Origin of the sequence: Pseudoxanthomonas sp. GM95 (genome assembly GCF_900109775.1) — a bacterium.
GTDB lineage: Bacteria > Pseudomonadota > Gammaproteobacteria > Xanthomonadales > Xanthomonadaceae > Pseudoxanthomonas_A.
On record NZ_FOAX01000001.1, the window covers coordinates 1,669,782 to 1,686,274 of the forward strand.

A 16,493-nucleotide genomic window follows, 5' to 3' on the forward strand; every position below is an offset into this window, starting at 1 on the left:
AGGCAGTCGCGAGTTGTCGGCGGACTCTCGTGCGGTAGATCTAGGTGCTGCGAAGTGAAGAGCCAGGCCGCCTATGTCTCACACATAGCTGGTCTCGATCATGAAGCCAGGAGCGGAACCTCAGGGTCCAGAGCCTCCTGCTCCAGCGAGAACGGTTCGTCAGTGAGTTGAGCGGAAACGGCATGCCACCCTGCCCGCTCTGCCGACAGTTTCATGGAGGACAGGACCCCGGATGCAACTTTGCAGGCGGTCTTTTTGAGTTCTTCGGGAACATCGCAAGGCGACATCAGCCATGGATGGCATTTCCGTCCTGTAGAGATTGCCGCCTCAGCGACCACCGCGGCGATTCGAAACCCGCCCTGGTCGATGTCGCCCCAGTGGAACACGGGTACCTTGGTCGACAGGCTGCTGAGCAGCTTGGTGTACGCCAGGCGCCACGCCGGCGAAGGCATCCCCCCGGTGTACAAGACCACGCCGCCGGAACCTGCCAGCACGCTAAGCGCATCGTGGAACGTCGCCAGATTCTCGATGGTCAGCACATACCTGGCCTCAAGCGAGAACCCTGCAATGGCTTGCGGCGGCACACCGAGGTAAGGCGCGATCAACGGCAGCGGCGCTGGATTGCCTGAGATCTGCACGAAGCCGGACCCGGCGATCAGCAAGGGCTGCGGCTCACGCCGCACGCCGATGGCCGACCAGATTTCCTCCTTGGTGAGTCCGCTGGCATTGAGCTGGCCTGACACCAGCACATCCAGCCAGTGGGGCAGTTTCTCCAGGCGCTTGCTGTCGCCGAAGTGTCTGGCGCTTTCGCGGCGCAGGACAGCTTCAGCACCGGTGTCCTTGGTCCGCATGGCGACGAAACTTGCGGCATCGGCCAGGTCAGCCGCAGCTTCGCTGCCAAAGCTGCGCACCTTGCGCCCCTGCTGCCAGATCTCCAGGATTTCCTGGGTGATCGGAAACCGGTTTGCCCACGGCGCCAGGATCAGCGCCGCCGCCACGGCCTTCTCGCCTGTCAGCTGGATCCCTAGGTGCAGGGCCAGCCGTTCCAGGTTGGCCACCGTGATCCGCACAAGCCGGGAGCCATCCCCTGCCAGGCGATCGCGCTGCACGCTGACCGCCGCATCGCGCTCTGCCAGGGTGATCTGGGCGTGGTAGCGCTCGATCGCTTCCAGGGCACGCAGCTGGATGTACTCTGCGGCATGCGCCTGGCTGGTCATGGACAGGGAGACATCCTCGCTGGAGCCCCGGAGGCGTGCGTTCTCGCCGCGCCGCAGGAGCTTCTCCAGCGTAATGCGGGCCTCACTCATGCCCGGCACCGCGCTCGGCGTTGATGCGCGCGGTTTCGGCCGCCAGCAGCTCAGGGTGTAGGTCGAACTGATCGCTGAGTAGCAGCTCGCGGGCCGCAGCCTTGACCTCGATACGCTCGACCTGGAGCAGGTCGCCGTCGCGGAACAGCTCGATATAGCTGTCCATGACGCCGCTGAGTGTGCCCTGCGCGGTGTCCGGCGCCGCCAGGATCAGCTGCAGCCCTAGCGAACGCAGGTAGTTGGTGGTCGCGCGTGCGTTCTGGGCATCGATCTTGTCGCCGAACTCATCCAGCAGGATCAGGCCCATGCCGCCGGGATGGGCATCGCTCTTGCCATAGGCCGCCGCCAGGGCAGCTCCTGCGATGACATAGAGCGGTGCGCGATGCTCGCCACCCGAACCTGAGCGCATACGCTCGCTCAAGGTGCCGATGACGCGATCCTCCTGCTTGATCTGCACCTCGAACTTGAAGAAGCGGCGGTAATCGTCCAGCGGCGACGCCGCGGTCTTGGCCTGGGTGCTGTCCTCGATCAGTTCGCGAAACGCTGCAGGCACTTCGCCGGCCGTACCGAACAGGCCGTCCTCGCCATTGAGGTCGGCGGCGCGCTGGATGAAGCGATACAGGTCCTGATACTCGGGGATGACCTCGTAATGGAACTGGTAGCGCTCGTTGTTGGAGAACGCTGGACTGGCGCGCAGGGTCCGGTTGAGCGTGTTTATCTGGTGCTTGAGCTTGGAGAAGTTGTCGTACAGGGTCGAGGCGACATTGGTGCGGAAGGTCTCAACCGCCGTCCCATAGGCCTCGGCCGCCTGCTCCCTGTACTGGGCCAGCTCGGTGCCACGCAGGTGGTCCAGCTCCTTCTTCAGGAAACCTTGCGCCGGACGCCAGGCGTCGGCTGCGAACTCCAGCATCGCGCCATGGTCCTTGGCGTACTGGGCCAGCTCGCTCCAGGCCGCTGGCACCAGTGAGGCCAGCTGGCGATCCGCATCGCGGGCTCGCTCTTCGCAGCGTTTGACCCGCTCCTCCAGCGATGGAAGCTTTTCGTCGAGCTCCTCGCGCTGGCGCTCGACCCGATTAGGGTTCACGTCCGGATCGTTGAACGCGGCCACCGCGTTCTTAGAGTACTGCTCTTCCTGCGAGCGCAGTCCTTCCAGGATGCGTTCTGCGGCGTCACGCTGGCGCTGTGCCACGGCTTCATTGCCGGCCAGCTGCTCGATCTGCTGATCGAACTGCCCTGCCTGCTCCTGCAGCTCGCGCACCTGCTCGGACAGCCTGACCAGATCCGGATCCAGCTGGGCTGCCTGGTTGTCCCGGGTATTGCGATAACGCGCTTCAGCCTCCTTGTGCTGCAGCAGCCCGTCGTGGATGGACAGCGCGACTTCGTCGGCATCGGCAAACCGCGACAGCGCCTGTTGCAGCGCCTCGGCCTGGCGATAGGCAGGCTCAAGCCGGCGCACATCCTGCTCGGCCGTTTCCAGCTCATCGCGCAGGCTGCGCAGCCGTTCGCGGCTGTCGGTGGCACCGATCTTCAGCTCGGACGCCGCTGGCAGCCGCCGGCGCTCGATCCCGCCGCCCTTGGCGACCAGGCCATCCCGGGTCAGTCCCTGGCGCGTGCGCACCACGTCCTGGTCGCTCTCGACCTGGCGCAGCTCACCCAGCTGTCGACGCAGGTAGGCGACCGCCTCGGCGTTGTCGCCCACGATCAGGCTGGCCACTGCATCGACCGCTGGATGCTCGCCCCTGCCGGCGCGCGCATGGGTGCTCAGTGCCAGCTTCACCCCGTAGACCGCACGCCCGCCCTGTAGCGAGCGCACCAGCCGGGTGGCGCGCTCCTCATGCTCGGCCGGAACCAATAGCGCCTCGACATGGCTTCGAAGGTAAGCCTCGATGGCCGGCTGCCAGGAAACATCGGAGATGCGCACCAGATCGCAGACCGGGCGAACCACGATGCCCTCATCCTGGAGGTAGCTCATCAGGCGAGACACGTCCGGGCGCAGTTCGGACTGGCCTGCGCTCACGCGTGCCTGGTTGCGTTTGGCGCTGTCGCGGCGGGCGCTGGCCTCTTCCCAGGCGGCGTGGCGCGAGCGCGCGTGCTGGGACACCGCGGCCAGGATCGGCGCGCTCTGCTTCAGCGCGGTTCTTGCCTGGTCATGGAGCGTATCGGGCGAGATCGGGATATCCGAATCACCGGCAAGCGCGGTCAGCTCATCCAGCCACTGCTGCCAGGGGGCCAACGCCTGCGCCAATGCCTGTGGCTGCACGCTGTCCAGTTTGAGCTTGTCTACCGCCTGCAGCTGGTCACGCACATAGGCGATCTGGCGCACCAGATCCTTCTTGCGCTGGACCAGCTGATCACGGTCACGGCCGACGATCGCGTCGAACGCGGCCTGGTCGGCAAATCCGTGCGTGCCCTGCAACCGCTGTTGGGCCTGCTCATAGGCCTGGCGTGCGCTGCTGCGTCCCGAGCGGGCTTCCTGCAAGGCCCGTCCAGCCGTGGAGAGTTGCTCGCCAGCCCTGATCAGATCCTGGTCGGCCTGCTCGACCTGTTCGCCGAGCAGATCGCGCCGGTACTCGGCTTCCAGTGCCCTGCTCGAGGCCGCGCGTTCGGCCTGGGCGGCGATCTTGCCGTACTGCTCCTCGACCTTCTCGGCGACCTCGATCCGCTGGCTGACCTGCTCGATCTTGTCCTTGATCTGGCGGAAGGTCTCCAGCAAAGCCCGGAAGCGCGCGATCTCGGTGGGCCGGTCTTCGGCCACCAGGGTACGCACGAACAGGTCGATGTCCTCGTGCTTCTGCAGGTTCAGTGCGTTGGAGAACGCCTTGCGATAGGCGCCCAGGTCCGGATGCAGGGTCGGCGAGGCACGCAGGCGCAGCAGCAGGTCCTTGAGGAAGCGCTCGCTGGTGGTGTGCAGCTCCTGCTTGGTCTGCGCCTGCTTGCACAGCTTGTTGCCCAGTTCGCGGAACGCATTCCAGGCCAGCGGCAGTACCTTGCCGCCGGCGCGCTCCAGATGGTCATCCAGCTCCAAGGCAACGCCTGGCAGCAGATATAGACCGTGGACGCGATGGTCGGGCTCATCGACCGAGGCGCCCAGCGCGATGCCGGCCGTCAGCGGCTCGCCCGTCTCCTGGTCGCGGAACACCAGGCTGATGTAGGTCGTGGCGGTACGTCGCTTGCGGCCATCGTCGCCGCTGCGATACACGCCAAGGCAGTAGTCGCGGATCGAACGCGCGCGGCTGCTGCCGCCGGCCTGGGCATTGAAGCGGATCCGGCTGCGGTCGGCGCCCAGCAGCACGATCTGCAAGGCGTCGAGCAGCGCGCTCTTGCCGGCGCCGTTGGGCGCGATGATGGCGCTGGTCGCATCCAGCTGAAGGGTCTGGGCCTCGAACAGGAAAAACTGGACCAGGTGGACGCGCTCAAGCAGTTGCATCGTCGTCCTCCGTCAGTTCCTGGCTGTCCTGGCCCTGTTCGTCGTGGTTGTGCTGGTCCAGACGTTGCAGCCACTGCTCGCCCACCACTTCCACGATTGCCGGGCGCACCAGCAAGTGGAAGGGCTGCGGATCGTCGCCCTCGGTCTCCACCAGCCGGCACACGCCCCAGCGCTTGAGCGCACGTGCCAGCAGGCGCAGCGCGCCCACCTCGGGCATCTGCCGCCCCGAAAAGGCCGGGTAGGCCTCCTGCAGCTCGGGCAGGTCGACCACGACCTCGCCCAGGTCCTCGATCTGGCCCTGGCGCATGGCCTGATCGTAGCGATGGCGCAGGATCAGCAGCAGGATGGTTTCTTCCAGCGAGACCGGCGCGCCTTCACCGTGCTGGGGCAAAGCCACCACGTAGCGATAGTGCGCGTTGCGCTCCAGCACGATGCCCAGCGGCTCGAGTGCGGACTTGAAGTCTTCCAGATGCGCTTCGATCAGGTGGTAGGCCACGCGCGAGCTGCGATCGCTGGCGTAAAGGACCTGCTCGGTGACCAGGCGATAGGCCGCGCGCTCGAAGTCCTGGACGGTGTACATCCCGTTCGAGGCCTGGCTCAAGGTGTTCCAACTGCGTTTCATGCGGCTTTTTGAATCCGGTGAATGACAAAGCGCGAGGCGCTCAGATGTGGCGTATCCAGGGGGCCGGCATCTGCGACCAGCTCGACGCGGAACCCGCGCAGCAGCCGGCCCAAGGGGTCTTCGCGGCGCAATCCGCCCTGGCGATGGCTGCGCAGCGCTAGGGTCAGCAGGGTCTGGTAGGCCCGGAAATCCTCGATCGAATCGATGCTCAGGACTGACGAGTCGACGCTCGCCTGCTGCTCCAGGTGGCGTCCGACATAGCGGGCCATGTCTTCGGGTGTGACCAGGCGGGCACGCTTGATCCGCCTGAGCAGGCTCAGGCGAGCGAGCTGTTCGGCGGTGGGTTGCTGGCTGGAATTGGCGCTTCGGGCGATCGTCTGGGGTTTCTGGCGCGGGGCGCGCAGGCGCTCGGCGCCCATCAGGCCGCCCGGGCCGACCGGCATGCGCAGCGCCTCTTCCGGCGCGTTGAGCGCGCCACGACAGGCGCGCTGCAGCAGGACATCGAGCTTGTCCGGGGCGCGAAGGCGGTAATCGATGAAGGCCAGGGCGCGGCGGTTGGCCTGGCGGATGTCATCGTCCAGGCGCCCCAGGTACTCGCCGATCCGGTCCAGCTCGTGCAGGCGCCGAAGGCTGCGCTGTAGGCGATGGCTGGCTCGCTCAGGATCATGGCCGCCCAGGTGCTCGCCGTACCAGGACTGCAGCCGGTCACGCAGGTCGGTCGACTCGATCTGCTGAACCATGGCCAGGATCGAGCTGCGTCGCGCTAGCGGATGATCGGCTCGGTGCAGGTCGGCGTAATCGCCGATGAAGAACTGCCCCACATAGCGCTCGAACCACTGCCGGGCGAACTGTGCAGTACTCTCGGCCTTGCTGAGCTCGGGCATCAGGTCACGCACCTGCAGGCTCATGGACGAGAGCGAAACCAGCAGCTTGCGCGCCTGGTCGGCCGCTTCATCCAGCGCATCGGCCCCTGCCCTGCCCTCGACCACCTGCTGCAGCTGCAGCTCGATGGAACGGACCTTGGCCGAGACGAAGGTCGGTCCGTGCTCACTGAAATCGATCAGGGTCGAAAGGAACTGGGCCACCAGCGGAGGCATGGACACCATCTCGCGCGCGCCCACCCGCTCCTGACGCAACCAGCCGGCGCTGCGGAAGCGCTCGTACAGGGTCTGGGCACGCGCAGGCAATGGCGCATCGGGGATGTCGCCTTCCTCGGTTTCCCAGGGGTCGTCAGTCAGCAGATAGCGTTCGATCGCCGCGGTGATTTCGCGGCGCGGCAAGCCCACGCTAGGCGGCATGGGCGCATCAGGACCGAAGAACTCGTCGAACAGCCGGCATAGCAACAGCCAGTGGTGCTCACGGTTCGGGGAGGCCAGGGGACGGAAAAGCTCGCCAGGGACCAGCTTGAAGAGCGAAAGCGAAGTTCCTGCTGTGGTCAAGCCGCCCCTCCCTGTTCGGGCTGCACACGATCGAAGGCGCACATCTTCTCAAAGTCCCGGGTGCGCGTCGCCCTGTTTTGGTGCGGGAGGGGCTGCGCCATCGGATCGGCGAAGCTTGCAGACCCCGGGCGCTTGTGCGGAGACTGAGGGACCATAGCCAACCTTCATCCCTGCTCGTCCATGCCACCCAAATCCGCAGCGCCCGGCTCCACTGGAATCGGCAGGCCCACGATCGATCAGCAGATCGCACGCTCCGGCATGGATGACCAGGCCGTTTTGAAGGCCGTCATCGCAGAGGCGCACCGCCGGGTTCTGAGCCTGCTTGAGGGCCACTTTTCCTCATTCGACGCCAGGCAGCAGGACAAGATCCGGCGACTGGCCGGTGTCGCAAGGCCATCCCAGGTGCCGCGAACAGAGAAGAAGGATGCGCCGCCGCGTTACTGGCTGCCGTTCAGTGGAGAAACCTGGTCAGGAATCGGCCGGCCTCCGAAGGCGTTTGCCGCATGGGAAGGAACCGTGGCCCATACCGAGTGGAAGAAGAATCATCCAAACGAGCGCTTTCCCAGATTTCCGCAGTAAGCCTTGGCAGTTGCCAGGCGCGAGGAGGGAACAGGCAGCGCGACGGGCAGCCAACGCGGCCGGTGGCGTCGCCGTCTTCTAGAATGGATGCGCAGCAACAGGCTCGAACATCCCTCGCCTGAGCACCAGACCAAGCGCCTCGATGAGTTCTCTGTTCCACCTTCCCCTGTCCCCTGAAAGCAGCAAGTCCTTCCTGGAGGGGCGCAGCCCGTTCCAGGAGCCGATCGAGGCCGCGGCGATGTTTGCCGCCCTGACCCACTTCGGCCAGCGCAGGAACCCAGCCGAGCTTGAGCGTTTGGTGCAACAGGCCTATCCGCTGTTTGAGAGCCAGGCAGAGGCAGGACACGCGCAGCTGCTGCAGATGCTCGACGGCCATCCAATGGATCTGGCCACCTTCCTGGATGGCCTTCTGGCCGACTCGATCAGCACCGCGCCCAGGCACCTCATCGACCAGCGCAAGTGGCTCGCCAGCGATGGCGGCTACTCCTACCAGTTCCAGGACGAATGCGCTGCGTTGCTGGACACCTACGACATTGCCTTCCATCAGCCGGCCGCCGCGATCGATGACGATGAGCAGGAGCAGCCGTCCCCGGGAACCAGATCCGGCCAGCCCGCCAGGCTGGAGGGCACGCGCGAGCAGGCGGTGGTCGCCAGCATCGCCGCCTCTGCATCGCAGGAACGGATCGCGGTGGAGGCCTATGCGGGCACCGGCAAGACCTATCTGGTGCGCATGCTCCAGGAGCACCTGCCCGGAGGCTTCACCTACGTCGCCCCGAGCCAGGCGCAGATCCACGGCTACGAACGCGCAGCCGGCAAAAGTGAACCAGGTCAGGCCTTCACCCTCAACGGCCTGGCGTGGCGACTGCTACGAGGCTACGCCCGCGATGCTGGGATGAATTACGTTCCCAGCATTGGCGTCTCCGAGCTGAGCCTGTCCGAACAGGCCCAACTCGCGGGTATCGGCTCGATCGGTAACACCCGGCCTGAAGAGGTGATGCGACGCCTCTACGCCGCGATCCGCTCTTGGTGCTACACCGATGACACCGCGCTCGGAACGCGCCATTTCCTGCGCTCGCGCGTGCGCGAACCGCTGGAAATCCCCTACTACATCGCTGCCGCCTACCGGCTGTGGGACGCGATGTTCGCAAAGCCTCCACGGGCCGGGCGCATTTTCGACATCTGGCACGCACAGGTGGCCAAGTGGCTGGTGTTGCAAGGCGCCTGTCCTTCTACAAGCTACGGGACGCTTCTGGTCGACGAGGCCCATGACCTTCCGCCGAGCTGGATCAGCCTGCTTGGAAGCTACCAGTCCGGCTGCATCCTGATGGGCGATCCGCACCAGAAGCTGCAGGGCTATTTCAGTCGGCCCGAGCGCTTCCAGAGCACCGCGATGCTGACTTCGCTAAGGATAGGCCTGGGCGCTGACCGCATGATCGAGCAGACGCTGGGCCTGGTCCCCGACCGCCAAATGGGCGAGTTTCGCTCTGCACGTGATCACATCACGCGCCTGCGCGCCTACGACAGCCCACGCGTGATGCCCGATCGAGGCCTGCGCCTGTATGGCAACGAGTGGGCCATGCTCGAAGCTGCCCTGCGCCTCAAGGCGGCCCAGGCACCGATCGGGATGCTTACGGCCAGCAGGCAGGCTCTGGAAAAGTCGGTACGCAACGCTTCGATCCTGTTTGAGAGCCTGGAGAGCTGGCATGGCCTGCAGGTCAACGGCTGCAGCACCCTGGATGAGCTGGTGCGCAAGTTCAACCGACAGGGACTGCAATCGATCGTGAGGTTGTTCGAACGCGGATTCACCGCGGCCAACTTCACGGAGCTGGCGACCTATACCCAGCAATCGGCGCATGCCGAGCTGACCTTGGGGCTGATTGACCACTCCAAAAACCTGGAGTTCGACACCGTTGCCCTATCGCCTTGCTGCTACGAGGACGCCTCACGGCAGCGTGGATTCTTGCCCGTGCATGCCTCGTACCTGGGCATGAGCCGGGCGCGTCATGAGCTTTGGGTTCCAGGCGATACGCTGGATCGACTGCACGACCTCAACGCCGCAGGCGCTTCTGATCTGACCTGAGGTCGATCAGACCAGGCGAGACACGCCGTTCCTTGTTGGACTGGAGTTGAAACTGGCGAAGCTGCAGCACCGTAGCGGTTGCACAGCAGGCCTTTTCTGTTGAGGCAGCTGAGGGCGGGGTGGACCCTGAAGCCGGCCGGCTGGTTTGGGGCTATGCGGGGACCCCGGCTTTCTCGAGCGAGGCTGCTCTAAGCCAAAAGTTTGCGGATTCGATGTCGCGACCATTGGCCCCATTTCGGGCAAATACGAGCCATGCACCCGGCGATTCCTCATGGCCATTGCGCAAGTGTTGAGCAACGTCCACCGGTAGGTCCTGCCGCATGGGCTCTTGTAGTTCGCGCCAAGGAAATCAAATGATGTAAGAAAAGCACGCTACCGAGTGGACGCTGCGAAGACAGCATGACGACTGCTACCGGCCAAGAGCAGCCACGAGCGCTGGACATGATCGACCTAGGGGAGAAGCTGGATTCCGAAATTCTTCACGACCAAGGCAAACAGGACGAAGCACGCCACCGAGAGCCCCGCGCTCGACAGCAGCGTCACCCAGAAGCCCAATCGCGGCAGCAGCCACGGAAACACCAGGAACATCGGCAGGGTCGGAACCACGTACCAGAAGGTGTACCAGGCGTGGTTGGCGATCTTCGCCTCAGGCTGCTTCTCGGCATACAGCCAAACCAGGGACAACAAGGTGACCAGGGGCAATGCCGCTACCAAGCCACCTAGGCGGTCGCTCCGTTTGGCGAACTCTGATACCGCAACAACCACCAGCGCGGTGATCGCATACTTGGTCGTAATCCACATCATGGCATGTCCCTTGGTCATCCGAGCAGGCACGCTACGGTACCGTTGCAATCACACGACTGCATGCTGGGGCTGATGGATTTCCACGGTGATATGGACCAGCTCCTCATGGATCCCTAGCGCTGTGCGCACATCATCGGCGCTAACCGGCGCGTCTGCGACTAGGCTCAGTACACAGGCGTATTTGTCGCCGCCCACCCGCCAGACGTGCAGGTCACTGATGGCCGCCTCGTAGGGCAGCTCTTCGATGACCTCCCGAACCTCGGCCACGACCGGTGCATCCATCTCTGCATCAAGTAACACCTTGCCGGTGCTGCGCAGCAGTCCCCAAGCCCACACGGTCACCAGCACCGCTCCGACGATGCCCATGGCTGGGTCCATCCACGTAGCGCCCCAGACCATGCCCACGATCAGCGCCACGATGGCCAGCACCGAAGTAGCCGCGTCAGCCACTACATGCAGATAGGCAGCACGCAGATTGAGATCCTTGTGTCCGTGAGTGCCGTGGTCGTGGTGATCGCCATGACCGTGGCCGTGGCCGTGGCCGTGGCCGTGGCCGTGATCATGACCATGCGAGTCCTTCAGCCACCAGGCGCACACTAGGTTGACGATCAGGCCAATGACCGCGATCAGGATGGCTTCCTGGTACTGGATCGGCTTAGGCGTAAAAAGGCGCTCGACCGATTGGAAAGCCATTAGTGCGGCGACACCAAGCAGAAGGATTGCACTGGTGTAACCGCCGAGGACCTCGACCTTCCATGTGCCAAAGGCAAACCGGTCATTGGCCGCGTGGCGCCTTGCGAATGCGTAGGCAAACAAGGCAAGCCCGAGCGCAAGCGCATGCGAGCTCATGTGCCAGCCGTCAGCCAGCAACGCCATGGAGTTGAGCATCCAGCCGCCAATGATCTCGACCACCATCATGATGGCCGTCAGGACCACAGCGCGCCGGGTGCTGCGTTCCGCCAATGGATTGCCACTACCAAAGGCATGGGAGTGGCTTCGCTGAACAGCCGTCGTTGAAATCGACACTTGGTGGGACCCTGAAGATAAGATACCCCCCCATGGTACCTTAACTACCCCCGGGAGGTATGCCTTGGCTCATCTCAACAAAGACAAATCCAAATTGCTCGCGCGTGTGCGCCGGCTCAGAGGCCAGGTCGAAGCGCTTGAAAAGGCGCTGGATAAAGACGTGGACTGCGCTGCGCTCCTGACTCAGGTTGCTGCGGTCCGTGGCGCCTCACAGGGATTGATGGTCGAGCTGCTGGCCGACCACCTGAAGCACCACGTGGCGGAGCGCGATCAGTTGAAGGACCGAGAAGCAGCCGTCGAGGATGTCACGGCGATCCTGAAGAGCTACCTGAAGTAAGCAAAGACGGCCAATCAAGACGCCGGGCTGAGAAGAGGACACATTGGCAGTCAAATCATCATGCACCGAGGTCCGCCAGTCCAACCGAAAAACAAACTTTGCGTCGGCTGTTTACGAACAGCCGAAGAGAATAAAAACTGGCGCAAATACACTGACCACAAACGCCACGCAATTTTCGCCGACCGCAACAGACGTACAGCCAAGCTTGAGAAATCTTCAAGCCGATGACGGCAGCTATCGGCCAGAAGCGACCAACCTGCCTCACACTAAATTGTCCTCAGGCAGTAAAGAAGAAGACGCCCGTTGAAGACGCCTTCTTCCTTGAGCAATCCTGTTAAACGTTAGAAGTCATACGACATCGACAGGCGCACGTAGCGCGGCTCGGTGTAGTACTTGCCCAGGTCGTAGGTGTTGGACACGGTGTAGGGCGAGCTTTCGTAGGTCACGTTGGTGGCCACCGGCACGCGCTGGTTGGTCACGTTGAAGACCTGCAAGCCAAACGCCAGCTTGTGGTCGAACACCGCCGGGCGGTACGAGGTGCCCAGGTCCAGCTGGAAAGTCCACGGCGTGCGACCGGCGTCGCCCGGTGCCGACGGCTCACCGGCGCACCAGTGGTAGGCCGAACCGTAGGAGATCGGGTTGGACTCGTCGGTGCCGTAGTAGCCCAGACAGGACTTGGGCGTGCCGGACAGGACCTTCAACGTGGCCGAGGCCACCCACTCAGGCGTGAACTGGTAGTAGCCAAACGCCTTGAACTGGTGGCGGCGATCGTTACCGAGGTCACCGCTGGCGTACTCCATCAGCGAGGCCGCATCCCAGTAGGTGGTCTTGGATACGTCGGTCTGGCCGGTGTCGGATTTCACTTGGCCTTCGACGTTGCCGTAGCTGTGCGACCAGGTGTAGTCGAAGCGCGCATACCAGTTGTTGGCGAACGGATGCTCCAGGAACAGGTCCACCGCCGCGTACTTTCGCTTGACGCCCTGGTTGAAGCCCCAGTCAGATGAGGACATCTGCACGGTGGTGTAGCCGGATCCGTCGACGTTGCTGAGGTTGTAGGTGTTGGTCTCGCCCGGGTTAAACATCACGCAGCCGGGGATGGTGACCGTGCTGGAATCGATGCCCATCGACTCCAGCTTGTCGCCGATCTTGGCGGTATCGCAGACGTCTTCGATCGCCGACTGCAGCTGGCGATAGGTGAACTTGGCGCCGCTGTTCCAGTTGGAGCCGATGGTTTTCTCGAAGCCCAGGATCAGTTCGTCCTGGTACTGCGACTTCAGGTCGCTCGGCGCGAACGAGTTCGGATCGGGCGCCTGGCCGTATTCGCCGTTGGCCGAGACCGGACCGGAGCCCAGTGCAGTCAGGCCGGTCGGCTCGCCGTTGGCGTCGATGCCGGTGTAGGTGAAGTACTCGTTGGTGTAGGTCGAGGCCGATGCACCGCGGATTGCCACACTGTTGGGCAGCGCCAAATAGTAGCGACCGAGGTTGGCGAACACCTTGAACGAGGAATCAGCGAACACGTCCCAGCTGGCGCCAAAGCGTGGGGCCCACTGGTCGCCGCTGTCGACATAGGCGACGTGATCGCTGTTGTAGTTGGTGAACTGGTCGTTGCGCAGGCCCATCGTCACCAGCCAGTTGTCGCTGACCTGCCAGCGGTCTTCCAGGTAGAACGCCTTCTGCTCCACCGCCATGCTGGTGGCGCTGCGGAAGATGTACTTGCTGACGTAATAGCCATCGCCACCGGGCGCGCCGACGCCGAGGTTAGGCGAGATTTCTGCGGTCGGGTCGGAGGCCTTGCTGTAGATCCAGCGATAGCCCGGGCCACTGGTGTCGCTGCCTTCGTCGTAAGCGTTGTAGTACATGTTGTCCACGCCGGCGGTCAGGTCGTGGTTGCCCAGGCGGTATTCCAGCTCGACGCGCAGGTTGCGGGTCTTGCTCTGTGCATCGGCGTCCTTGATCGAAGTCGAGGCCTGGTCGTTGGTGATCGGCGTGCCGCCGGTGATCGACGGGTCCTGGTTGGTCCTGCCACTGATGTAAGGCAGGTCCGAGCTCAGCGGATTGGCCTGGTAATCCTGCTCGCGGCTCTGGCCCCAGGTGGCGCTCAGGGTCAGGTTGTCGGTCAAGTAACCGGTGTACTTGAAGATGTCGTAAGTGTCGGTGAGCTTGTAGGTATCCGGATAGGTGCCGGTGCGGTCGCTTTCGGTCAGCGTGTCGTAGTCGAACGCGGTGTAGTAGCCGGCACGACGGTCGCTGTTCTGGATGCGGGTGTATTCCAGGATGTGGTCATCGGTGATGTTCCAGTCCAGCTTGCCGTAGAACTTCGGCGCGCTGTAGCTGTAATGGTTGCGCGCCTGGACGCTGTCGTCGCTGGTGTTGGTCGACACACCGCTGGTCTTGTCCGACTCACCCGCCATGAAGATGAACAAGCGGTCCTTGATCAGCGGGCCGCCGACGTAGGCGCTATAGGTTGTGTTGGTTTCGGTGTCGCCACTGCGGCTGCGATACAGCGTGCCGGGCAGGCTGGTGTTCTGGTAGCCAAAGCCTTCGGGCAGCGTGTCGTTGGGGTACCAGATGTCGCCCGGCGAACTGGCCAGCGAGGCCGGCGCCCAGGTGGCCTGGAAGCCGTAATGCCAGTCGTTGGTGCCGCGCTTGCCGACCTGGTTGATCACGCCACCGGTGGAGCGGCCGTAACGGGCGCTGTAGCCGCCGGTGTAGGTTTCCTGCTGGTCGATGACGCCGTACGGCAGGCTAACACCGCCGAGGTTGCTCAGCGGATTGCTGACGTTGAAGCCGTTGATGTAGTACGCGTTCTCGGTCACGCCCGAGCCGCCGAAGGACACCACCGAGCGGCTGCCGTTGGCGAAGGCACCATTGCCGGCCACGGCGCCCGGCGCCAGCAGCGCGATCGCTTCGGCACTGCGGCCCAGCGGCAGCGTGGCCAGCTCCTGCGAGGTGACCACCGAGCGCGACACGGTGCTGCTCACGTCGATCTTCGGCGCGCTGGCGGCGGTGACCGACACGGCGGCCAGGTTCTTCGCATCGCCACTGGCTGCAACGAACGACACCTCGGTGCCGGTGCCGACCTTGAGCAGAACGTTCTCGCGCGATTCGATCACCGTATCACCGCGATGCAGCTCGACGGTATAGGTACCGACCGGCAGCGCGTTGAGGCTATAGCGGCCGTTGTCGCCGATCGGCACGGTGCGGCTGACGCCACTCTGGTTGGTGGCCACCACCGTGATACCCGCCTCTGCGGGTGCGGTGCCGTAGAGGCTGCCGGTGGTGGACTGCGCGTGCACCGCGCCGACCACGCATAGCCCCAAGGCCAGGCTCAGGGCGCTCTTCTGGAGCGTACGGCGCAGGCCTGCCTGCGGCGCACCGACGCGCTGCTGGCGCGAGGTAGCGGATGTGGGAGACAACAGGTTCATCGGGTGGGTCCTTGGTCGTGGGGTTTATCGCACGCACACGCCTTCCGCTTCCTTTTGGAAAGCGGTTTGGCATTTACGTTTGATGGCAATGTCGACACATGCCGACATGTATTCGATGTTGCTGACATGCACCGAAACACGTTGAAAAGCCCCTGACACGTGTTCGATGCGCAGCGTCTAATGCTGCGTCATGACGCAGCATTAGATTTACGAAACTTGAATATAGAGCGCTGAAATCAGGCGTCTTGGCCGAGCACCGCGCGTTTCATGCGGATCTGCGCATGATCGCGTTTCACCTCTCGAATCAGCGCGATGGAACGTGCGTTTTCTGCGCCTCGTCCAACGACCAGGACGCATGCCAATCGACGCGAAAGCCATCGCCTTCAAGTTGCAGCGGCAGCCATACATAGCGCCCGTCGATGGCGTTCTCCGGATTCCAGCGATCGCCCATGTAGATGAAGCGACCCGGCTGCCCTGGCATGGGCAGCACGTAAGCACTCTGGCTATGGAAGGTGAGCGCGGCATCGTCGCCCTGCGCGGGATTGCCGAACTCGGTCCACGGGCCCATTGGCGATGTCGCGGCCGCCCCGTGCGCGGTGTTCGGCTTCCAGCCTGTGCATTCCGAACCCATGAAGTAATAGCGTCCGGCATGCTTGAAGATCGCCGGTGCTTCTAACCACTGGTCGACGAACAGGCGCTGGTAGTCCTGCTCGGTGCCCAGGTAATCATCGGTCAGGCGCGTCACGTGCATCGTGGCGTTGCGTTCGGAGCTGTAGAAGAGGTACGCGATGCCACCGTCATCCTGGAACAGCGTCATGTCGCGCGACTGCTGGCCGTTGGGCTGGAACGAGCGCAAGTAACGATAGGGCCCGGCTGGCGCATCAGCGACAGCCACGCCAACGCGCGCATCCTTGTAACCGTGCCCTGCCCGCTCCAGGTGAAACCACATCACGTACTTCCCGGTCGCCGCGTTATGCAGCACCTTGGGCCGCTCGATGATGGCGCCGTCTGCAATGTCCGAATCAGGATCTTTCGATACCGGCAACGCGATGCCGCGCGCGTTCCAGTGCAACAAGTCGCTGGATTGATAGACCGACACACCCACATGCGCGGCATTGCCGCCCTTGCCGGATATCTTGTGCTCGCCAAACCAGTAATAGCGGCCATCGGGGGCCTTGAGCATGCCGGCGCCGTGCGCATTGATCACCTCGCCCTGGCGGTCATGCCACAGCGCACCGGGAACGATGGTCGCAGGCTTGTCGGCGGCCAAGGCCAATAGAGGCATCCACAACAGCAAGCCCGTGACGGCAAGCAGGCGCTTCATGCGCGATGCCTGGCGAACATCGACACGAGCGCTCCTCGCCCATCGTTCAAGGATCGACGGCATGCATGACGGATGCACCTGCTTCATTTCCAAACTCCTCATATCAGCTCGACGGTTTCATCA

At 63.7% G+C, this 16,493-nt stretch carries 11 protein-coding genes; 3 read left to right on the top strand and 8 right to left on the bottom strand.

The window, feature by feature from the left end:
- Positions 1-98: 98 nt before the first annotated feature.
- The 4 genes from BMZ17_RS07730 to BMZ17_RS07745 are packed head-to-tail and all read right to left on the bottom strand — an operon-like array spanning position 99 to position 6,795.
- Positions 99-1,307 carry a Wadjet anti-phage system protein JetD domain-containing protein gene (locus BMZ17_RS07730; RefSeq protein WP_093137827.1) on the bottom strand — a complete coding sequence of 403 codons (1,209 nt, stop codon included), beginning with the start codon at positions 1,305-1,307 and terminating at the stop codon, positions 99-101.
- Positions 1,300-4,734, bottom strand: coding sequence for an SbcC/MukB-like Walker B domain-containing protein (locus BMZ17_RS07735; protein WP_093137829.1), 3,435 nt, complete (start codon positions 4,732-4,734; stop codon positions 1,300-1,302). The genes BMZ17_RS07730 and BMZ17_RS07735 overlap by 8 nt, the downstream gene beginning before the upstream one ends.
- Positions 4,721-5,356, bottom strand: coding sequence for a DUF4194 domain-containing protein (locus BMZ17_RS07740; RefSeq protein ID WP_093137832.1), 636 nt, complete (start codon positions 5,354-5,356; stop codon positions 4,721-4,723). Before BMZ17_RS07740 ends, BMZ17_RS07735 begins: the two co-directional genes overlap by 14 nt.
- Positions 5,353-6,795 (bottom strand): Wadjet anti-phage system protein JetA family protein, encoded by a 1,443-nt coding sequence (locus BMZ17_RS07745; protein ID WP_093137834.1) that lies wholly within the window; start codon positions 6,793-6,795, stop codon positions 5,353-5,355. Before BMZ17_RS07745 ends, BMZ17_RS07740 begins: the two co-directional genes overlap by 4 nt.
- Before the next feature lie 258 nt (positions 6,796-7,053).
- Between BMZ17_RS07745 and BMZ17_RS07750 the strand changes: the two genes are divergently transcribed.
- Together BMZ17_RS07750 and BMZ17_RS07755 are read left to right on the top strand one after the other, a co-directional pair.
- Positions 7,054-7,374 carry an H-NS family nucleoid-associated regulatory protein gene (locus tag BMZ17_RS07750; protein ID WP_254775214.1) on the top strand — a complete coding sequence of 107 codons (321 nt, stop codon included), beginning with the start codon at positions 7,054-7,056 and terminating at the stop codon, positions 7,372-7,374.
- Positions 7,375-7,612: 238 nt separating this feature from the next.
- A complete protein-coding gene (locus BMZ17_RS07755) occupies positions 7,613-9,454 on the top strand; it encodes a hypothetical protein (protein WP_139202827.1) in 1,842 nt (613 codons plus the stop codon).
- Positions 9,455-9,904: 450 nt separating this feature from the next.
- Here the strand turns inward: BMZ17_RS07755 and BMZ17_RS07760 are convergent, their stop codons facing one another.
- Complete coding sequence (locus BMZ17_RS07760) at positions 9,905-10,258, bottom strand: DUF3147 family protein (RefSeq protein WP_093138107.1); 354 nt, start codon at positions 10,256-10,258, stop codon at positions 9,905-9,907.
- A 48-nt stretch (positions 10,259-10,306) separates the two neighbouring features.
- Positions 10,307-11,284, bottom strand: a complete 978-nt coding sequence (gene dmeF / locus BMZ17_RS07765) for a CDF family Co(II)/Ni(II) efflux transporter DmeF (RefSeq protein ID WP_093137841.1) — start codon at positions 11,282-11,284, stop codon at positions 10,307-10,309.
- Positions 11,285-11,348: 64 nt separating this feature from the next.
- On the opposite strand from dmeF, the gene BMZ17_RS07770 reads away from it, so the two are divergent.
- Complete coding sequence (locus BMZ17_RS07770; RefSeq protein WP_093137844.1) at positions 11,349-11,621, top strand: metal/formaldehyde-sensitive transcriptional repressor; 273 nt, start codon at positions 11,349-11,351, stop codon at positions 11,619-11,621.
- Positions 11,622-11,962: 341 nt separating this feature from the next.
- Here BMZ17_RS07770 and BMZ17_RS07780 read toward each other — a convergent pair whose 3' ends face one another.
- Both BMZ17_RS07780 and BMZ17_RS07785 read right to left on the bottom strand, forming a co-directional pair.
- Entirely contained in the window at positions 11,963-15,046 is a 3,084-nt protein-coding gene (locus BMZ17_RS07780; RefSeq protein ID WP_093137846.1) for a TonB-dependent receptor, read from the bottom strand.
- Positions 15,047-15,350: 304 nt separating this feature from the next.
- Positions 15,351-16,457 (bottom strand): glycoside hydrolase family 43 protein, encoded by a 1,107-nt coding sequence (locus BMZ17_RS07785; RefSeq protein WP_254775215.1) that lies wholly within the window; start codon positions 16,455-16,457, stop codon positions 15,351-15,353.
- Positions 16,458-16,493: the final 36 nt, after the last annotated feature.

What these genes read in the sequence shown, in the direction of transcription:
- BMZ17_RS07730 (WP_093137827.1), bottom strand. Translation starts at nt 1,307, where the DNA reads ATGAGTGAGGCCCGCATTACGCTGGAGAAGCTCCTGCGGCGCGGCGAG.
- BMZ17_RS07735 (WP_093137829.1), bottom strand. Translation starts at nt 4,734, where the DNA reads ATGCAACTGCTTGAGCGCGTCCACCTGGTCCAGTTTTTCCTGTTCGAG.
- BMZ17_RS07740 (WP_093137832.1), bottom strand. Translation starts at nt 5,356, where the DNA reads ATGAAACGCAGTTGGAACACCTTGAGCCAGGCCTCGAACGGGATGTAC.
- BMZ17_RS07750 (WP_254775214.1), top strand. Translation starts at nt 7,054, where the DNA reads ATGGATGACCAGGCCGTTTTGAAGGCCGTCATCGCAGAGGCGCACCGC.
- BMZ17_RS07755 (WP_139202827.1), top strand. Translation starts at nt 7,613, where the DNA reads ATGTTTGCCGCCCTGACCCACTTCGGCCAGCGCAGGAACCCAGCCGAG.
- BMZ17_RS07760 (WP_093138107.1), bottom strand. Translation starts at nt 10,258, where the DNA reads ATGATGTGGATTACGACCAAGTATGCGATCACCGCGCTGGTGGTTGTT.
- BMZ17_RS07780 (WP_093137846.1), bottom strand. Translation starts at nt 15,046, where the DNA reads ATGAACCTGTTGTCTCCCACATCCGCTACCTCGCGCCAGCAGCGCGTC.
- BMZ17_RS07785 (WP_254775215.1), bottom strand. Translation starts at nt 16,457, where the DNA reads ATGAAGCAGGTGCATCCGTCATGCATGCCGTCGATCCTTGAACGATGG.